Origin of the sequence: Staphylococcus sp. GDX8P80P (assembly GCF_017893095.1) — a bacterium.
Classification (GTDB): domain Bacteria; phylum Bacillota; class Bacilli; order Staphylococcales; family Staphylococcaceae; genus Staphylococcus; species Staphylococcus borealis.
In genome coordinates this window covers 86,924-106,645 of sequence record NZ_JAESMI010000017.1, presented here as the reverse complement: position 1 = coordinate 106,645, position 19,722 = coordinate 86,924, and the positions used below count along the sequence as shown (strand labels likewise).

15 protein-coding genes are annotated in these 19,722 nt (G+C 33.5%); 11 read left to right on the top strand and 4 right to left on the bottom strand.

Annotated features, from left to right (window positions below; genetic code table 11):
• Positions 1-238 precede the first annotated feature (238 nt).
• Entirely contained in the window at positions 239-736 is a 498-nt protein-coding gene (locus KA858_RS02415; protein ID WP_053029623.1) for a universal stress protein, read from the bottom strand.
• A 143-nt stretch (positions 737-879) separates the two neighbouring features.
• On the opposite strand from KA858_RS02415, the gene ald reads away from it, so the two are divergent.
• Positions 880-2,001, top strand: coding sequence for an alanine dehydrogenase (ald, locus tag KA858_RS02410; RefSeq protein WP_053029622.1), 1,122 nt, complete (start codon positions 880-882; stop codon positions 1,999-2,001).
• Between the two features lie 76 nt (positions 2,002-2,077).
• On the opposite strand, the gene KA858_RS02405 is transcribed toward ald, so the two are convergent.
• On the bottom strand, positions 2,078-3,133 hold the full coding sequence (locus tag KA858_RS02405; protein WP_210134918.1) for a M24 family metallopeptidase: 1,056 nt from the start codon (positions 3,131-3,133) through the stop codon (positions 2,078-2,080).
• Between the two features lie 155 nt (positions 3,134-3,288).
• Between KA858_RS02405 and KA858_RS02400 the strand changes: the two genes are divergently transcribed.
• Positions 3,289-3,978, top strand: a complete 690-nt coding sequence (locus tag KA858_RS02400; protein ID WP_210134917.1) for a metal-dependent hydrolase — start codon at positions 3,289-3,291, stop codon at positions 3,976-3,978.
• Positions 3,979-4,261: 283 nt separating this feature from the next.
• Here KA858_RS02400 and KA858_RS02395 read toward each other — a convergent pair whose 3' ends face one another.
• Complete coding sequence (locus KA858_RS02395; RefSeq protein ID WP_210134916.1) at positions 4,262-4,675, bottom strand: universal stress protein; 414 nt, start codon at positions 4,673-4,675, stop codon at positions 4,262-4,264.
• A 227-nt stretch (positions 4,676-4,902) separates the two neighbouring features.
• Here KA858_RS02395 and KA858_RS02390 point away from each other — a divergent pair, with 227 nt between their 5' ends.
• The 9 genes from KA858_RS02390 (at position 4,903) to KA858_RS02350 (ending at position 18,094) form a co-directional block, all read left to right on the top strand.
• Complete coding sequence (locus KA858_RS02390) at positions 4,903-6,207, top strand: DRTGG domain-containing protein (RefSeq protein WP_210134915.1); 1,305 nt, start codon at positions 4,903-4,905, stop codon at positions 6,205-6,207.
• A gap of 35 nt (positions 6,208-6,242) precedes the next feature.
• Positions 6,243-7,181: a DHH family phosphoesterase gene (locus KA858_RS02385; RefSeq protein ID WP_210134914.1), complete on the top strand. Its 939-nt coding sequence runs from the start codon at positions 6,243-6,245 to the stop codon at positions 7,179-7,181.
• A 21-nt stretch (positions 7,182-7,202) separates the two neighbouring features.
• A complete protein-coding gene (locus KA858_RS02380) occupies positions 7,203-10,406 on the top strand; it encodes a DNA polymerase III subunit alpha (protein WP_210134913.1) in 3,204 nt (1,067 codons plus the stop codon).
• Between the two features lie 157 nt (positions 10,407-10,563).
• Positions 10,564-11,793, top strand: a complete 1,230-nt coding sequence (gene ystJ, locus KA858_RS02375; protein ID WP_210134912.1) for an NADP-dependent malic enzyme — start codon at positions 10,564-10,566, stop codon at positions 11,791-11,793.
• Positions 11,794-11,950: 157 nt separating this feature from the next.
• Positions 11,951-12,817 carry an acetyl-CoA carboxylase, carboxyltransferase subunit beta gene (accD, locus tag KA858_RS02370; RefSeq protein WP_075108959.1) on the top strand — a complete coding sequence of 289 codons (867 nt, stop codon included), beginning with the start codon at positions 11,951-11,953 and terminating at the stop codon, positions 12,815-12,817.
• Positions 12,810-13,757: an acetyl-CoA carboxylase carboxyltransferase subunit alpha gene (locus KA858_RS02365; RefSeq protein WP_210134911.1), complete on the top strand. Its 948-nt coding sequence runs from the start codon at positions 12,810-12,812 to the stop codon at positions 13,755-13,757. The genes accD and KA858_RS02365 overlap by 8 nt, the downstream gene beginning before the upstream one ends.
• A 283-nt stretch (positions 13,758-14,040) precedes the next feature.
• Complete coding sequence (gene pfkA / locus KA858_RS02360) at positions 14,041-15,009, top strand: 6-phosphofructokinase (protein WP_053029612.1); 969 nt, start codon at positions 14,041-14,043, stop codon at positions 15,007-15,009.
• A gap of 18 nt (positions 15,010-15,027) precedes the next feature.
• Complete coding sequence (gene pyk / locus KA858_RS02355; protein WP_053029611.1) at positions 15,028-16,788, top strand: pyruvate kinase; 1,761 nt, start codon at positions 15,028-15,030, stop codon at positions 16,786-16,788.
• A gap of 328 nt (positions 16,789-17,116) precedes the next feature.
• Positions 17,117-18,094 carry a tRNA dihydrouridine synthase gene (locus KA858_RS02350; RefSeq protein ID WP_210134910.1) on the top strand — a complete coding sequence of 326 codons (978 nt, stop codon included), beginning with the start codon at positions 17,117-17,119 and terminating at the stop codon, positions 18,092-18,094.
• 113 nt (positions 18,095-18,207) lie between these two features.
• On the opposite strand, the gene KA858_RS02345 is transcribed toward KA858_RS02350, so the two are convergent.
• Positions 18,208-19,569, bottom strand: a complete 1,362-nt coding sequence (locus KA858_RS02345) for an amino acid permease (protein WP_107629763.1) — start codon at positions 19,567-19,569, stop codon at positions 18,208-18,210.
• Positions 19,570-19,722: the final 153 nt, after the last annotated feature.

Sequence of the window (19,722 nt, the reverse complement as noted above, 5' to 3'; positions counted from 1 at the left end):
ATGTTTGCGTAGAACCTTTTTATTATTACAAATTCGAATCATTGTTTAAAATGAGTATGAATATGCTCAAGTAATACCACCGACTTCCTACGGTTTAGTTGTATGATATGACAGTAGTAATATTATTTTAGGACTCCAAGAAGATTTTAAGAGGGACTAATGTTGTATTGGTGATAAAAAAATAGGATAGAGCATTAAACTCTATCCCATTCATGATTACATCGATTGTGCTTTAATCTTATGAATATTGTTGTCTAAATTCAGGTGTTGCAACTTCAGGTTGGAAATCTTCAGGAATTTCTTCTGTACGTACAACTAATACATCACATGGTGCATGACGAACAATAGCCTCTGATACAGAACCTACGATAAATCGTTCTACTGCGTTTAAGCCTGAAGTACCACACATAATTAAATCGGCACCTAATTCACTTGCTAATTTCTTAGGGATGATAGCTTTTGGAGAACCAAATTCTAATCGAGTTTCGACATTAGTTACGCCTGCGCGTGTTGCTACTTCTTGGTAACCTTTCAATAATTCTTCAGAGAAACTTTTAGATTTCTCAGTGAATTGTGCATCATATACTTCATAAGAAGAATATGTTCTTGAATCGATAATGTTCACTATAGTTAATTTAGCGTCATTACGTTTAGCTACGTCTACTGCTTTATTGAAAGCCCACTCAGCTTCGTGTGAACCATCAACTGCGATTAAAATGTTTTTGTATGTTAACATCTTAATTACCCCCTTAGCTTTTCTTACTTATATTTTACCACAAATTTCAGAATATTTATTCTTTATATTTTAACAATAATGTGTACTTTTTCTGATTGCGCTTTCATTGGTTTAGCGTTACGATAGTGATGGAGGTGGATGGAATGAAAATTGGTATTCCAAAAGAGATAAAAAATAACGAAAATAGAGTTGGTTTATCACCAAGTGGTGTACATGCATTAGTAGAACAAGGTCATACTGTACTTGTTGAGAAAGATGCTGGGTTAGGTTCATTCTTTGAAGATAAAGACTACAAAGATGCAGGTGCTGAAATTGTATCTGAACAATCATCTGTATGGGATGTAGAAATGGTTATCAAAGTTAAAGAACCATTAGAAGAAGAGTATAAATATTTCAAAGAAGACTTAATCTTATTTACATACTTACATCTTGCTAATGAAGAAAAATTAACTCAAGCGTTAGTTGACAATAAAGTCGTAGGTATTGCCTATGAAACGGTTCAATTACCTGACCGTTCATTACCATTATTAACACCAATGAGTGAAGTTGCAGGACGTATGTCTGCACAAGTTGGATCACAATTCCTACAAAAATTTAACGGTGGAATGGGTATTTTACTTGCCGGTGTACCTGGGGTACCAAAAGGTAAAGTAACTATTATCGGTGGCGGTCAAGCTGGTACAAATGCAGCGAAAATCGCATTAGGTTTAGGTGCCAATGTTACTATTTTAGATGTTAATCCTAAACGTTTAGCTGAATTAGATGATTTATTTGATGGCCGTGTGAACACAATCATGTCTAACCCATTAAATATCGAAAATGCTGTTAAAGAAAGTGATTTAGTTATCGGTGCCGTATTAATTCCTGGTGCCAAAGCACCTAACTTGGTAACTGAAGATATGATTAAACAAATGAAAGATGGTTCAGTTATCGTTGACATTGCTATTGACCAAGGTGGTATTTTTGAAACGACTGACAAAATCACAACACATGATGATCCAACATATGTCAAACATGGTGTTGTTCACTATGCTGTTGCCAATATGCCAGGTGCAGTACCACGTACGTCTACAATCGCATTAAATAATGCAACATTACCATATGCGCAATTATTAGCAAGTAAAGGCTTCCGTGAAGCATTTAAAGCTAACCATGCGTTATCATTAGGTTTAAATACTTACAAAGGACATGTTACACACAAAGGTGTAGCTGAAGCCTTTGGTTTAGAATATACTTCTATCGAAGAAGCACTTAAAGAAGATTAATAAACGATTGTAATAAAAATAATCCAGTTGTTTATAGATTATCATAGTCTATAAGTACAACTGGATTTTTTAAATTTTATTTATCGTAATGTGTCAGAATTTCATAACCATCTTCAGTGACTAATATATCATCCTCTATACGAACGCCTGCAACATTCGGTACGTAAATTCCTGGTTCAATCGTAATAACCATTCCAGCTTCAAGTAAATTCGTATTGCTACTTGAAACATCTTGGTATTCATGTTCTTCTAAGCCAAGACCGTGGCCTAATCGATGTGGGAAATACTCACCATATCCAGCGTTACTGATGATATCTCTAGCAATTTGATTGATATCTTGTAAAGGTACACCTGCTTTTATGGCTTTTATAGCGCTTGTTTCCGCTTCTAAAACAATTTTATAAATGGTTTGTGCTTCTTCAGAAGGGGTACCAAATTTAACTGTGCGTGTCATATCACTGCAATAGTGATTGTATATTACACCTAAATCAAATAATACATATTCATCATTGACTAATTTTCGGTCACCTGGTGTTCCATGAGGTGAAGCAGCGTGATCACCAAATAGTACCATTGTGTCGAAACTCATTTCACTCACACCATATTTTTTGATTTCATTTTCAATGTGATTAACGACTTCTCGCTCTGTTACACCAACTTTTAAGAATGCTGTTCCGATTTCAATACACTTATCAGCTAGTTTTGCAGCTTCACGAATATTTTCGATTTCTGAATCATTTTTAATGTTACGTAAATCTTTGATTGTTTGATCAATATCACCATAGTGTTGTACGCCAAAGTTCTGAGTTAATTCACGTTGACGTTTGACAGTTAAATGTTCGCTTTCAATTAATAATTTATTAAATGAGCGTGGTTCAATTTCAAATGGATTCTCAGTGTCTAAATAACCAATGATTTTTCCATCAAACGAAGAACGTTTCACTTCTTCAACTTCCATCTTAGGACAATATAACGTTTGGCTTCCATCTGAAGTAATTAAAAGAGCGAATAATCTCTCATGAGGTTCACTTCTATATCCAGTGAAGTAGAATACATTCAGTGGCGTTGTTATCCATGCCGCATCAGCTTTCGCTTGGTTTAATTGTTCAATTATTGTTTCAATTTTACTCATCTAATCATCTCCATTAAGTATTTAGTTTAATTTTACGTCTAATTGAATGATAATTCAAAATGATTTAATAAAGTAATGGTTTATTTCCAGTTTATGTTATAAGTTTTTATAGCTAGGGTATAATATAATTAATCAAGCTATAGGAGGCTATAATTATGAAACTTTCTTTTCATGGTCAATCAACGATTTATTTTGAAGGTAATGGTAAAAAAGTAATTGTAGATCCATTTATTTCAGGTAATGACAAATGTGATTTAGATGAACATACCTTAGATGTAGATTACATCATCTTGACGCATGGTCATGCTGATCACTTTGGGGATGTAGTAGAATTAGCAAATCGTAATCACGCAACTGTAATAGGCTCTGCTGAGTTACAAGGGTATTTAAGCACTTATTATGGTGTAGAAGACGTGCATGGCATGAATATTGGTGGGAAAGCAACATTTGATTTTGGTAGTGTGAAATACGTACAAGCTTTCCATAGTTCTAGCTTTACGCATGAAAATGGTATACCGGTATATTTAGGAATGCCTATGGGACTCATTCTAGAAGTAGAAGGTAAAACAATTTATCACATGGGTGATACAGGATTATTTAGTGATATGAAATTAATCGCTGATAGACACCCAGTTGATGTTTGCTTTGTTCCGATTGGCGATAATTTTACAATGGGTATTGATGATGCGAGCTATGCCATCAATGAATTTGTAAAACCCAAAATCTCTGTTCCTGTACATTACAATACATTCCCTTTAATTGAACAAGATCCTCAGCAATTTAAAGATGCAGTTCATGAAGGTGAGGTACAAATATTAGAACCTGGTGAATCAGTCACTTTCTAATTTAATCGTAAATGAACTTATAAATTATTTCATAATACGAATAAAAGAGGCTGGGACATAGTCATATGTCTCAGCCTCATTATCATTTTGGCAGTAGGTGACTGATTTGAAAATAGACTTAAATCAAGCTTTTTCAAATCTAGCCCTCCTTAACGGTAAGACCCCGGCGAAGAGAACTTCACTAAGAAATTCTACAAACAAAGCCAGATGGGGAGGACAACAAATTTTATTATTTCTGTCCCGCTCCCTAGTAATTTAATTTTTATTTCAAACAGTTTACTAACTATTTTACAATTAATACAGGGATGGTAGCACGTTTTGCTACTTTGTGACTTACGCTTCCTAGTACGAATTTTTTCTGTGATTCAGCTTTACGGTTACTCAATACAACAATTTCGTATTTACCGCTATTTGCGTGTTTTACTAATTCATCTTTAGGGTTTCCACGTACAATGATTTGATAGTAATCAATGCCATAATCTTCTAAAGTAGTACGTGTTTTTTCTAATAATCGACTACGTTTCTCAGTCAATTCATTAATGTGTGTACCAGCTTTAATTGATGCTTGGGCATCTTGCTCACCAATCGCATTTAAAATAGTTACTACAGTATCTGGACCTGCCAATTTTGATACTTCTTTTAACGCTTTCTCATTTTTTAATTGAGTATCTACACCTAATAAAATATTTTTATACATAGGTCATCCCTCCTCACATTCAATTATATATAAAATATTTTAATTTTACCAATGTATATAATTAAAATAATTAAATATTTAATTTACATAACTTGATTTAATATTTAATAAAAAATCAAACTCATTATGCTTATTTAAGACGGATGAATTTACATTTTGTAAATCGATTTTTTTGGATTAAAAAGTTATAATAGATAAAACACTGTACATTATAAAGAGGTATTTCAATGACTAAACATGAACAAATCATAGCATACATAGAATCATTAAATGTTGGCCAAAAAATTTCTGTCAGGAAAGTTGCCAAAGTAATGAAAGTATCTGAGGGGACAGCATATAGAGCTATTAAAGATGCGGGTCAACTCGGATTAGTAACTACCATAGATAGAGTTGGTACAGTACGTATTGATAAAAAGAACCGAGAAGAAATTGAAAATTTAACGTTCAAAGAAATATTAAAAATAATTGATGGCGATGTTATTGGTGGTAAAAATGGATTATCGAAAAGTGTTTCTAAATTTGCGATTGGTGCTATGGAACTTAAAGATGTCGTTAAGTATTTAAGTCATCATACACTTTTAATTGTTGGGAATAGACCAGATGTTCAATTAGAAGCTTTAAAAAGAGGGAGTGGCGTTCTGATTACAGGTGGTTTTAAAACCACTCAAAAGATTATTGATTATGCCAATAAACATGATTTACCAATCCTATCTTCAAATTATGATACATTTCTAGTAGCAAATATTATTAATAGAGCGATGTATAACCAAATGATTCGAAAAGAAATTCTAATCGTAGAAGATATCGTAAAGCCGATTAATGATATGACAGTTGTTTTTGATGAGATGGGAATAAAAGATTACAAATCACGTGCAAAAGTAACTGGACATTCAAGATTTCCTGTTGTAGATAAGGATTGGAGATTAGTTGGTATCGTTACGAGTAAAGAAGTTATTCAAATGAATGCCAATGATACGATTGCTAAGGTGATGACTAAACGTCCCATCAATGTGGAATTAAACACAACAGTAGCGAGTTGTGCACATATTATGATTTGGGAAGGTATTGAAATATTGCCAGTAACACAAAATAAAAAAGCGATAGGTGTCATTACGAGAGATGATGTTTTGAAAGCAATGCAACTGATTGGCAGACAACCTCAAATAGGTGAGACCATTAATGATCAGATAGCAAAACATATCACAATTGCCCAAAATGCTATTTCAGTGGAAGTATCTCCATTATTGACTAATCAGTACGGTACACTCAGTAAAGCCGTCTTCGTTGCAATTATTGAAGAGACAATTAAACACCAATTACGTAAATATAAAAAAGTCGATGTAATGATTGAAAGTTTAAACATTATTTATATTAAAACAGTGCCTATCGAAGCATCTATAAGCGTAGAATACGATATGCTTGATGTTGGACGTAATTTTGCTAAATTAGAAGTCACGATGTTAAGCGGTAATGATAAAGTAGCGAATGCAATGATTATTTGTCAGATGTTCGAAGATATGCAAAATAATTAATTTTAAAAGAAATATTTTTAAAAGGAGATTTTACAATGGTAGAAATTTTTAATGAGATTATGAACAAAATAAAAGAAGCGAATACAATTATTATTCATAGACACGTAAGACCCGATCCAGATGCTTACGGTTCTCAACTTGGATTGAAGTTATATCTTGAACGTAAGTTTCCTGAAAAAAATATATACGCAACTGGTGAAGGAGAGCCATCTTTATCATTTATAGGAGAGTTAGATACAGTTGAAGATAATGTATATAACGATGCACTAGTCATTGTCTGTGATACAGCTAATGCGCCTCGTATTGATGACCAAAGATACGGCAACGGACAAGCATTAATTAAAATCGATCATCATCCGGCAATCGATCAATATGGGGAAATCAATTATGTTAATACTGAAGCATCATCAACAAGTGAAATTATATTTGATTTTATTACTCATTTTAATGATCTTAGCATTATCGATGAACATGTCGCACGTGTATTATACCTAGGTATAGTGGGTGATACTGGACGTTTCTTATTCAGTAATACATCGACGCATACGATGGAAGTCGCTAGTCAATTATTAGCATTTCCATTTAATCATAATGCTGAGTTAAATAAGATGTCAGAAAAAGATCCTAAATTAATGCCGTTTCAAGGATATATTTTGCAGCATTTTGAGCTTTCAGAGTCACATGAATATTGTCAAATTCGAATTACAAATGATATATTAAAACAATTTAATATCCAACCCAACGAAGCATCTCAATTTGTAAATACTGTAGCAGATATTAGCGGTTTGAAAATATGGATGTTTGGTGTAGACGAAGGGGATCAAATTAGATGCCGCATTCGCTCAAAAGGGATTACTATTAATGATATCGCTAATCAATTTGGTGGTGGAGGACACCCTAATGCGTCAGGTGTATCTGTATACAGTTGGGACGAATTTGAAGACTTAGCGCAAGCATTACGCCAAAAATTATAAAATTTAGAAAGGAAGTCATCAATGGTTGCACACTTAAATCTTCATACAACCTACGATTTATTGAATTCTAGTTTAAGAATTAATGATGTAGTCAAAAAAGCACAACATAATCACTATGATTCGTTAGCAATTACTGACACTAATGTTTTATATGGCTTCCCTAAATTTTATGATGCTTGTATAAAAGCCAATATTAAACCAATTTTTGGAATGACCGCACACGTAACGGATGGTTTATATACAATAGAAACTGTGATTTTGGCGATGAATAATGATGGCCTAAAGTCACTGTACCAACTCTCTTCTGCAATAAAGATGAAACAAAAAGATGTCATCTCTATTGATTGGTTAAAACGTTATGCAAGCAATTTGGCAATTATTTTTAAACAAGCAGATCAATCACATTATGCCATTATTGATCATTTCAGTGATCACGACTATGTATATATTAATCATTCAAGTGATATAACTTTTTATAACCAATTAAAAATAGTTTGGCTTGAAAATACGCGTTATTTGAATGAAGAAGATGTAGAAACTATACCTGCGCTTGAGGCAATTAAAAACAACACTAAATTGGATTTAGTTCATGAAACTGAAAGCATGGGAGAACATTTTCCGAATCAAAATGAGATAGCGTCATTAAATGTATCGACAGAAGTGTGGGATAATACACTCGAATTGGCCAATATGTGTAATGCCAATATAGAATATCATCAAAATTTACTACCTAAATTTGATGCGCCATCAGGTGATTCCTCTAAACAGTATTTATGGTCTCAATTACAATCGCGTTTACAGAAGTTTGGATTACATCAAGATGAACGTTATATACAAAGGTTGAATCATGAATATCAGGTTATTACGGAAATGGGCTTTGAAGACTACTTCTTGATTGTAAGTGATTTAATTCATTATGCTAAAACACATGATGTAATGGTTGGACCTGGACGTGGTTCTTCAGCGGGATCTCTAGTAAGCTATTTGCTAGGTATCACAACCATCGATCCTATTAAATTCAACCTACTTTTTGAGCGCTTTCTAAACCCAGAACGTGTGACAATGCCAGATATTGATATCGATTTTGAAGATACAAGAAGGGACAAGGTCATACAATATGTACAAGACAAATATGGACACCATCGTGTCTCAGGTATCGTAACTTTTGGGCATCTATTAGCTAGAGCAGTTGCAAGAGATGTGGGTCGTATTATTGGCTTTGATGATACGACATTAAATGAGATTTCTAAATTAATCCCTCATCAACTTGGAATAACATTAGACAAGGCGTATGAAGATGAGCGATTTAAACAGTTTGTACATAGAAATCATAGACATGAGAAATGGTTTGAATTGAGTAAAAAATTAGAAGGATTACCTAGACATACTTCTACGCATGCAGCAGGTATTATTATTAATGATCAACCATTATATGACTATGCACCGTTGACATTAGGAGACACGGGTTTACTAACGCAATGGACGATGACAGAAGCGGAGCGCATTGGTTTACTTAAAATTGACTTTTTAGGATTGAGAAATTTATCCATTATTCATCAAATTGTGACTCAAGTGAAAAAAGATTTAAACATCTCTATTGAGATTGAATCTATACCATTTGATGATGACGATGTGTTTAAACTGTTGTCTAGAGGCGATACAACTGGTATTTTCCAACTTGAATCAGATGGCGTAAGAAAAGTTTTGAAAAGATTACAACCTGAGCATTTTGAAGATATCGTTGCAGTTACCTCGCTTTATCGACCAGGACCTATGGAAGAAATTCCTACATATATTTCACGAAGACATAACGAAAGTGAAATTAACTATTTACATCCTGATTTAGCTCCTATACTTAAAAATACGTATGGCGTTATCATCTATCAAGAACAAATTATGCAAATAGCAAGTAAGTTTGCGAGTTTTAGTTATGGTCAGGCAGATATATTACGCCGTGCAATGAGCAAAAAAAATAGAGCTGTCTTAGAAAGTGAAAGACAACACTTTATCGAAGGTGCGATGAAAAATAATTATGATAAAACAATAAGTAAACAAATCTTTGACTTAATACTTAAATTTGCTGACTATGGGTTCCCTAGAGCGCATGCAGTAAGCTATTCTAAAATTGCTTATATTATGGCATATTTAAAAGTACATTATCCTAATTATTTTTATGCAAATATCTTAAGTAATGTGGTTGGAAATGAAGCCAAAACCGCTGCTATCATTGACGAAGCTAAAAATCAACAATTAAAAATTTTACCACCTAATATTAATGAAAGTCATTGGTATTATAAGGCTACTCAATCCAATATTTATCTATCTTTAGGTGCCATTAAAGGTGTTGGTTATCAAAGCGTGAAATCAATTGTAGATGAAAGATATGAAAATGGTAAATATAAAGATTTCTTTGACTTTGCTAGACGCATACCGAATCGCATTAAAACTAAAAGATTACTTGAATCATTAATACTAGTAGGTGCTTTTGATTCATTTGGAAAAACACGTGCAACATTAGTAGGTGCCATTGATCAAGTGTTAGATGAAGTATCAGATGTAGAACAAAATAATTTATTGTTAGACATGTTAACACCAAAGCAATCTTACACTGACAAAGAAGAATTTAGTGATCAAATGATTAGTAATTATGAAATGGAATATCTAGGTTTTTATATCTCAAATCATCCAGTTGAAAAGCATTTCAAGCAAAAGCAATATTTAGGAATCTATACACTAGGTAATGTCCTAAATCACAAACCGATATTAATTCAAGTGGATCAAATTAAACAGATAAGAACAAAAAATGGTCAAAATATGGCGTTTTTAGTTCTAAATGATGGCCGTCATGTTATGGATGCAGTTCTGTTTCCGGATAAATTCAAACGTTATGAAACACAATTAAACGAGAAGAAAATGTATATTGTGTGGGGGAAATTTGAGAAGAGGAACCAACAATTGCAACTCATTATAAATCAAATAGATTCTGTTGAGCATTTTGAATCAACAAAAATTAAAGAAGCCACACAGATAGTTTTAAGAAACATTCAACACATAGAAGCTATAAAACAGCAACTCAATGCAGAACCTAATAGCCAAATGATTAATGTCAATATATATAACGAAAAGACTGGTGAACTTGATTATTTAGGAAGTTTGACTAAAACACCAGATACGATTACAAACATTATTAAAGGGTTTGAACCGAGTGATATAAGAATTTTATAACTTTTATGTCTAAAAAAATTATGATATAGTAAACTGATGATTTATAAAATAAAGTCATCAGTTTATTTTTTGTTAAAAAATTTTAAATAAAGCGTATATAAATTCATTATACTGATTAAATTGTCGGTATATTAGCAAATAAATAGGGGTTGATTTAATGTCTTTAAGAGATGATGCATTACAAATGCACAAAGAAAACCAAGGTAAGTTGGAAATAACACCTAATATTAAAGTTACTAATAAAGAAGAGTTAAGTTTAGCCTACTCACCAGGTGTAGCAGAGCCATGTAAAGAAATCCATGAAGATCCAAGAACGGTATACAATTACACAATTAAAAGAAATACCGTAGCGGTTGTTACTGATGGTACCGCGGTACTAGGTTTAGGTAATATAGGCGCATCAGCGAGTATTCCAGTTATGGAAGGTAAAGCTGTTCTATTTAAAAGCTTTGCCGGAATTAACGGTGTACCTATCGCTTTAGATACGAAAGACCCTGAAGAAATTATTAGAACTGTAAAATTAATTTCACCAAACTACGGCGGTATCAATTTAGAAGATATTTCAGCACCTAGATGTTTTGAAATAGAGGATCGTCTTAAAAAAGAAACAAACATTCCAGTATTTCATGATGATCAACATGGTACAGCAATTGTGACGATGGCAGGTTTAATCAATGCGTTAAGAATTGTAGATAAAGACTTATCCGATATCAAAGTTGTGTTAAATGGCGCAGGTGCAGCAGGCATTGCAATAGTTAAATTGTTAGATTCTTATGGTGTTAGAAACATGATTATGTGCGATTCAAGAGGTGCCATTTTTGAAGGACGTTCGTATGGTATGAATGATACTAAAGATTATGTTGCTAAATTCACTAACAAAGATAAGGTTGAAGGATCATTAAAAGATGTAATCAAAGATGCTGATGTATTTATAGGTGTTTCAGTTGCCAACTTACTATCTAAAGACATGGTTAAATCAATGGCTGATGACGCAATTATATTTGCAATGGCCAACCCTGATCCAGAAATCAAACCAAATGATGCAAAAGAAGCGGGTGCTAAAGTTGTAGGTACAGGGCGCTCAGATTTCCCAAATCAGATTAATAATGTATTAGCATTCCCGGGTATTTTTAGAGGCGCCTTAGATACTGAATCAACACATATCAATGAAGATATGAAAAAAGCAGCAGTTGAAGCAATTGCGAATTTAATAGAAGCTGATGAACTCAACCCAGATTATTGTATTCCTGGGCCTTTCGATAAAAGAGTGGCACCTTCAGTTGCACGAGAAGTCGCTAAAGCGGCAATGGAAACTGGTGTAGCAAGAATAGAGGTTGATCCACAAGCGGTTTATGATAAAACAATGCAATTAACAGATTTGAAATAACCTAGAAGGGCAACGATTTTTATATAGAAACATAGACATGTATAATTGAGACATTATGATATAACGTATCCATAATGTCTCGCTCATCTTTTATGTTCGATATTATTATTTCAGAATGTAAACAATTAATGTTGTATGGTTAGGTGGAGGTTTACGAATGTTTAAAGACTTTTTTAATCGCAGTAGTAAAAAGCGAAAATATTTAACAGTCCAAGACTCAAAACAAAATGAAGTACCAGCAGGCATTATGACAAAATGTCCTAAATGTAAAAAAATAATGTATACAAAAGAATTAAATGAAAATCTGAATGTATGCTTTAACTGTGATCATCATATTGCATTGCCTGCTTACAAGAGAATTGAAGCAATTACTGATGAGAATAGTTTCGTTGAATTCGATAAAGGTATGACATCAGCAAATCCATTAGACTTCCCTGGTTACCAAGAGAAAATTGAAAAAGATCAACAAAAAACAGATTTAAGTGAGGCTGTTGTGACTGGTACTGCCAAATTAGAGGGTATTGAATTTGGTGTTGCAGTTATGGATGCTAGATTTAGAATGGGAAGTATGGGGTCCGTTGTTGGTGAAAAAATATGTCGAATTATAGATTACGCTACAGAACATAGACTACCGTTTATTTTATTTTCTGCAAGTGGTGGTGCAAGAATGCAAGAGGGGATTATTTCGTTAATGCAAATGGGTAAAACGAGTGTTTCCTTAAAACGACATTCAGATGCGGGATTACTTTATATTTCATATCTAACGCATCCAACAACTGGTGGTGTTTCTGCAAGCTTTGCTTCTGTTGGTGACATCAATTTAAGTGAGCCAAAAGCATTAATAGGATTTGCTGGTCGACGTGTCATTGAACAAACTATAAATGAGAAACTTCCAGATGATTTCCAAACTGCAGAGTTTCTACTTGAACATGGACAATTAGATAAAGTTGTTCATCGTAAAGAAATGAAAGATACACTTGCTCAGTTATTAAAAATGCACCAAGAGGTGAAAAAAGATGCTTGATTTTGAAAAACCACTTTTTGAAATAAAAAATAAAATTGAATCACTTAAACAATCTCAAGAAAAAAATGATGTCGATTTACAGGATGAAATTGATTTACTTGAGGCATCACTTGAAAGAGAAACTAAAAAAATATATACCAATCTCAAGCCTTGGGATAGAGTACAAATTGCACGTCTTCAAGAAAGACCTACAACGTTAGATTATATCCCGTATATCTTTGATTCGTTTATTGAATTACATGGTGACCGTAATTTTAGAGACGACCCTGCGATGATAGGTGGGATTGGCTATTTGAATGGAACACCTGTCACAGTAATAGGCCAACAACGAGGTAAAGATACTAAGGATAATATTTATCGTAACTTTGGGATGGCTCATCCTGAGGGGTATCGTAAAGCCTTAAGATTAATGAAACAAGCTGAGAAATTTAATAGACCTATCTTCACATTTATAGATACTAAAGGTGCCTATCCAGGTAAAGCTGCTGAAGAGCGAGGACAAAGTGAATCTATTGCTAGAAATTTAGTAGAGATGGCTTCATTAAAAGTCCCTGTTATAGCAATTGTCATCGGTGAAGGTGGTAGTGGTGGCGCACTCGGCATTGGCATTGCAAATAGAATTATGATGCTTGAAAATAGTACTTATTCTGTTATTTCTCCAGAAGGGGCCGCAGCACTATTATGGAAAGATAGTTCATTAGCTAAAATGGCTGCCGAAACGATGAAAATCACTGCAAAAGATTTATATCATTTAAAAGTGATAGACAGCGTTATTGATGAACCATTATGTGGTGCACATAATAATGTAGAGCAACAAGCGGTTGAAATTAAAAAGGCCTTCATTAATCAATTAGAACAATTGCAATCATTAAGTAGTGATGAACTCGTTGAAAATAGATTTACGAAATTTAGAAATATTGGTTCATTTATTGAAAATTAATAAAGGAATTAATGACTATAATAACTTTCAAATTTAAATATCAATTTGCATCAATTCACTGAGCAATGAAAGAACTTATATAATCTATAATGTTCTTGTCATTCTTAAGCGGGTGGGACGAAAAATTCGTATAGAATTTTGTCCCACCTTTTTTCTGTATCATTATAAATTTTCTTTATAAAACGTTTACATCAATTTTATACACCTATATTGATGGAACACTAAAAAAAATTGTGGTAATTTATTATTAAAGAGAAATCTAGTTAGGAAAGGGAATGTCGTCATGAAGAAAATTGCGGTTTTAACTAGTGGTGGAGATTCACCAGGCATGAATGCTGCTGTAAGAGCAGTTGTACGTAAGGCGATTTATAACAACATTGAAGTTTATGGAATTTATCAAGGTTATCAAGGATTGCTAGATGATAATATTCATAAATTAGAATTGGGTTCAGTAGGGGATACAATTCAACGTGGAGGTACTTTCCTTTACTCTGCAAGATGTCCTCAATTTAAAGAGGCAAGTGTAAGACAAAAAGGTATAGAGAATTTACACAAACGTGGTATTGAAGGACTCGTAGTTGTCGGAGGAGACGGTAGTTACCGAGGTGCCCAACGTATTAGTGAAGAAACTAAAGATATTAAGACAATTGGTATCCCAGGTACAATTGATAATGATATTAATGGTACTGACTTCACTATTGGATTTGACACAGCATTAAATACGATTATTGATAGTGTTGATAAGATCAGAGATACTGCTTCAAGTCATGCAAGAACATTTGTTGTTGAAGTTATGGGTCGTGATTGTGGTGATTTAGCACTTTGGGCTGGATTATCAGTAGGTGCTGAAACAATATTAGTTCCAGAAGCGAATACAGACATTAAAGATATCGCTGAAAAGATAGAAAGTGGTATCAAGCGTGGTAAGAAACACTCAATCGTGATGGTAGCTGAAGGAAGTATGAGTGGTCAAGAATGTGCGGATCAATTGATGAAATATATTAATGTTGATGCACGTGTATCTGTATTAGGTCACATTCAACGTGGCGGTAGCCCATCAGGTGCCGATAGAGTATTAGCATCACGTTTAGGTGGTTATGCTGTTGACCTATTAATGCAAGGTCGTTCTGGACAAGGTGTTGGTATCATGAATAATAAATTGACTGCTACACCATTTGATGAAATCTTCAATGGCAACGACCATAAATTTAATACAGATATTTATGAATTAGCGAAAGAGTTATCTATTTAATTTAGGAGGCTTTTTAAAATGAGAAAGACTAAAATTGTATGTACAATTGGACCTGCATCAGAGTCTGAAGAAATGTTAGAAAAATTAATGAAAGCTGGTATGAACGTAGCGCGTTTGAACTTCTCTCATGGTAGTCATGAAGAACATAAAGCACGTATTGATACGATTCGTAAAGTAGCAGATAGATTAGGTAAAACAATTGGTATCTTATTAGATACAAAAGGACCTGAAATTCGTACTCATGACATGAAAGACGGCTTAATTATGCTTGAAAAAGGCAAAGAAGTAATCGTAAGTATGTCACAAGTTGAAGGTACACCTGAAAAATTCTCAGTAACTTATGAAGACTTAATTAATGATGTGCAAGTAGGGTCATACATCTTACTTGATGATGGTTTAGTTGAATTACAAGTTAAAGACATCGATAAAACTAAAGGCGAAGTTAAATGTGATATCTTAAACACTGGTGAATTAAAAAATAAAAAAGGTGTTAACTTACCTGGCGTAAAAGTTAATTTACCTGGTATTACTGATAAAGATGCTGACGATATCTTATTTGGTATCAAAGAAGATGTTGATTATATCGCAGCAAGCTTTGTTCGTCGTCCTAGTGATGTTTTAGATATTCGTGAAATTTTAGAAAGAGAAAATAATCATAACATTACTATTTTCCCTAAAATTGAAAACCAAGAAGGTATTGATAATATCGAAGAAATATTAGAAGTATCTGACGGTTTAATGGTAGCTCGTGGTGATATGGGTGTTGAAATACCACCTGAATCAGTACCAATCGTACAAAAAGATTTAATTAGAAAATGTAATAAATTAGGTAAACCAGTTATTACTGCAACACAAATGTTAGATTCAATGCAACGTAATCCACGTGCAACTAGAGCAGAAGCAAGTGACGTTGCCAATGCGATCTATGATGGTACTGACGCTGTGATGCTTTCAGGTGAAACTGCTGCAGGTTTATATCCTGAAGAAGCTGTTAAAACAATGAGAAATATTGCTGTTTCTGCTGAAGCTGCTCAAGATTACAAAAAATTATTATCAGACCGTACTAAATTAGTAGAAACTTCATTAGTTAACGCTATTGGTGTATCAGTTGCACATACTGCATTAAACTTAAATGTTAAAGCGATTGTTGCGGCAACTGAAAGTGGTTCTACAGCTGTAACAATTTCAAAATATCGTCCTCATTCAGATATTATTGCAGTTACACCAAGTGAACATACTGCGCGTCAATTAGCTTTAGTTTGGGGTGCATATCCTGTCATTAAAAAAGGACGTAAAACTACGGATGACTTATTAAATAATGCAGTTGCAACAGCAGTCGAAACGGGTCGTGTTACAAATGGTGACTTAATCATTATCACTGCTGGTGTACCTACTGGTGAAAAAGGTACAACTAACATGATGAAATTACATTTAGTTGGCGATGAAATTGCTAAAGGTCAAGGTGTAGGTCGTGGATCTGTTGTTGGTAAAACAATAGTTGCAAACAGTGCAAACGATTTAGAAGGTGTAGATTTAAGTGAGTCAATTATTGTAACAAACTCTGTAGATGAAACATTAGTACCTTACATTGAACAAGCGGTTGGCTTAATCACAGAAGAAAATGGTATCACTTCACCAAGTGCAATTATTGGTCTTGAAAAAGGCATTCCAACAATTATTGGTGTTGAAAATGCGACTAAAGAATTAAAAGATGGTATCTTAGTAACCGTCGATGCAGCCCAAGGTAAAATCTTTGAAGGGTATGCAAATGTTCTTTAATCTTTGATGATAAAAGCACAATTGCGTAGTGTATAATACGCTTAAAGAATCATTATGATTAGCTAAAGTGTACAATATAAAATATATTATTTATGCTACATTGCTAAACCACAGTAGTTGACTAGAATTGGAATATTTTTGTGAAAGATGTTTTTCAATATTTTAGTCTTCGATACGGGAGTGAGACAGTGAACACTGTGCCACTCCCGTTCTGTTTTTGCTTAGAAGTTTAGGTAACTTAGAAAACTACATTTTGAATAAGTTTATTTTTTATGGTAATATAGCATGGATAAAATTAGAGATATTAATATAAGAAGGTTTAATAATTATGAAAGAAAATTTTTGGAGTGAATTACCACGTCCTTTTTTTATTTTGGCACCAATGGAGGATGTAACTGATATTGTTTTTCGTCATGTTGTGAGTGAAGCAGCAAGACCTGATGTTTTTTTCACTGAATTCACTAACACTGAAAGTTTTTGTCATCCAGAAGGTATCCATAGTGTACGTGGAAGGTTGACTTTTAGTGAAGATGAACAGCCAATGGTAGCCCATATATGGGGAGATAAGCCAGAGCAATTTAGAGAGATGAGCTTTGGTTTAGCGGACATGGGATTTAAAGGTATAGATTTAAATATGGGATGTCCTGTTGCTAATGTGGCTAAGAAAGGAAAGGGGTCTGGTTTAATACTAAGACCAGAAACTGCGGCAGCAATTATTCAAGCAACAAAAGCAGGAGGCTTACCAGTAAGTGTAAAAACACGTCTAGGATATTACGATATCGATGAGTGGAGAGATTGGTTGAAGCATGTTTTTGAACAAGAAATTGCAAACTTATCAATCCATCTCAGAACGCGTAAAGAGATGAGTAAAGTAGATGCTCATTGGGAATTAATTGAAGCGATTAAAGAGTTAAGAGATGAGATTGCCCCAAATACGTTACTAACGATTAATGGTGACATTCCTGATAGACAAACTGGACTAGAACTTGCGACCAAATATGGTGTAGATGGCGTTATGATTGGTAGAGGGATTTTTAATAATCCTTTTGCTTTTGAAAAAGAACCTCGTGAACACTCAAGTAAAGAATTATTGGATCTATTTAGATTGCATTTAACATTGTTTGAAAAATATAGTAATGATGAAAGTCAACAGTTCAAAAGTTTACGAAGATTTTTCAAGATTTACGTAAAAGGTATCAAAGGTGCTAGCCAATTACGTCATCAATTAATGAGTACAGAGTCTGTTGATGAAGCACGTGCGCTATTGGATGAATTCGAAGCTAATATTAAAGAAACTATAGATTGAGCTTCGAGCCGACATAGACACAATTTTAACAGTAGTTATAACAATAAAAGGCCAGTAGATGAATTATTATCAATTCATCTACTGGCCTTTTTAGGTCTTAATCAATGTTTCAACTATCTAGTACGTTTTGCAACTTGTCTATATCTTAAGTACATTAAACCTAATAGTACAAACCATATAGGAGTTAGGAAGATAGCATTTCTAGTTGTTTCATTTACAAATAATAAACAAAATACTAAGAAGAAGAATACTAAAATCGCATAACCCATATATTTACCACCAGGAAGTTTATAAGATACAGTTTTATGTAACTCTGGATTTTTTCTGTGATAATTAATATAAGCAATAATAATTAATGCCCATACGATAATAAATAATACAGTCGAAATAGTAGTTACATACGTAAACACTAATGTAGCGTCAGGGAAAATATAGTTTAATAACGCTGTAACTAATAATAATGCTGATGAACCAATGATAGCAAAATGAGGAACACCATTTTTATTTGTACTTCTAAAGATTGGTGGTGCTTGGTCTTGTTCAGATAATCCGAATAGCATACGGCTATTTGAGAATATACCACTATTACAAGATGAAGCTGCCGCAGTAAGTACTACAAAGTTGATTAATCCAGCAGCGAAAGGAATACCTATTAAAGAGAATAATCTAACGAATGGACTCTCATTAGGATCAACTTTATCCCAAGGGATAATAGACATGATAACTGCTAATGCACCCACATAGAATACTAAAATTCTCAAAGGTACAGCATTAATCGCTTTTGGAATTGTTTTTTCTGGGTCTTTAGTTTCACCGGCAGTAACACCAATCATTTCAATACCTACGAATGAGAATAACGCCATTTGGAATGACATAAAGAAACCAGATGCACCATTAGTAAATATGCCATGTTTATATAAATTTGTGAAACTAGCATGTCCAAATTGTGTTTTATAAGCAATTAAAATCATCACTAAACCTACAACAATTAAAGCAATAATTGTTATGATTTTGATAATAGCGAACCAGAATTCTAATTCGCCAAATAATTTAGCACTTAGTAAATTAAATAGCATTAATATAAGTACACAAAATAATGCACTGATCCAGTTAGGAATTGCAGGGAACCAGAAACTAACGTACTTAGCAACCGCTGTAACTTCTGCCATACCTGTTATAATCCAACATAACCAATATGTCCAACCAGTAACGAAACCAGCAAACGGTCCTATGTATTCATTTGTCACGTCGGCAAAAGATTTGAAGCGAGTATTTTGAATAATAATCTCACCTAAGCCTCTCATAAACATGAACAACATGAAACCTATAATAATATAAGTTAATAGAATAGATGGACCAGTCATTGCTATGGTTTGTCCTGCTCCCAAGAATAACCCAGTACCAATAGCGCCGCCAATAGCAATCAATTGCACATGACGATTACTCAATCCTCTTTGTAATTTTTCTTCAGCCATAAGACAACTCCCTTACATTTAATTAATATTATTATGCACCTATATGTTCAATTCGACAATTATTTTTCTAATATTTTCTAAAAATTCCTTTAAATTTTGATTAAATAATTGTAATCAAGCTTGATAATAAAAATGAAATTTTCAATATTTTCT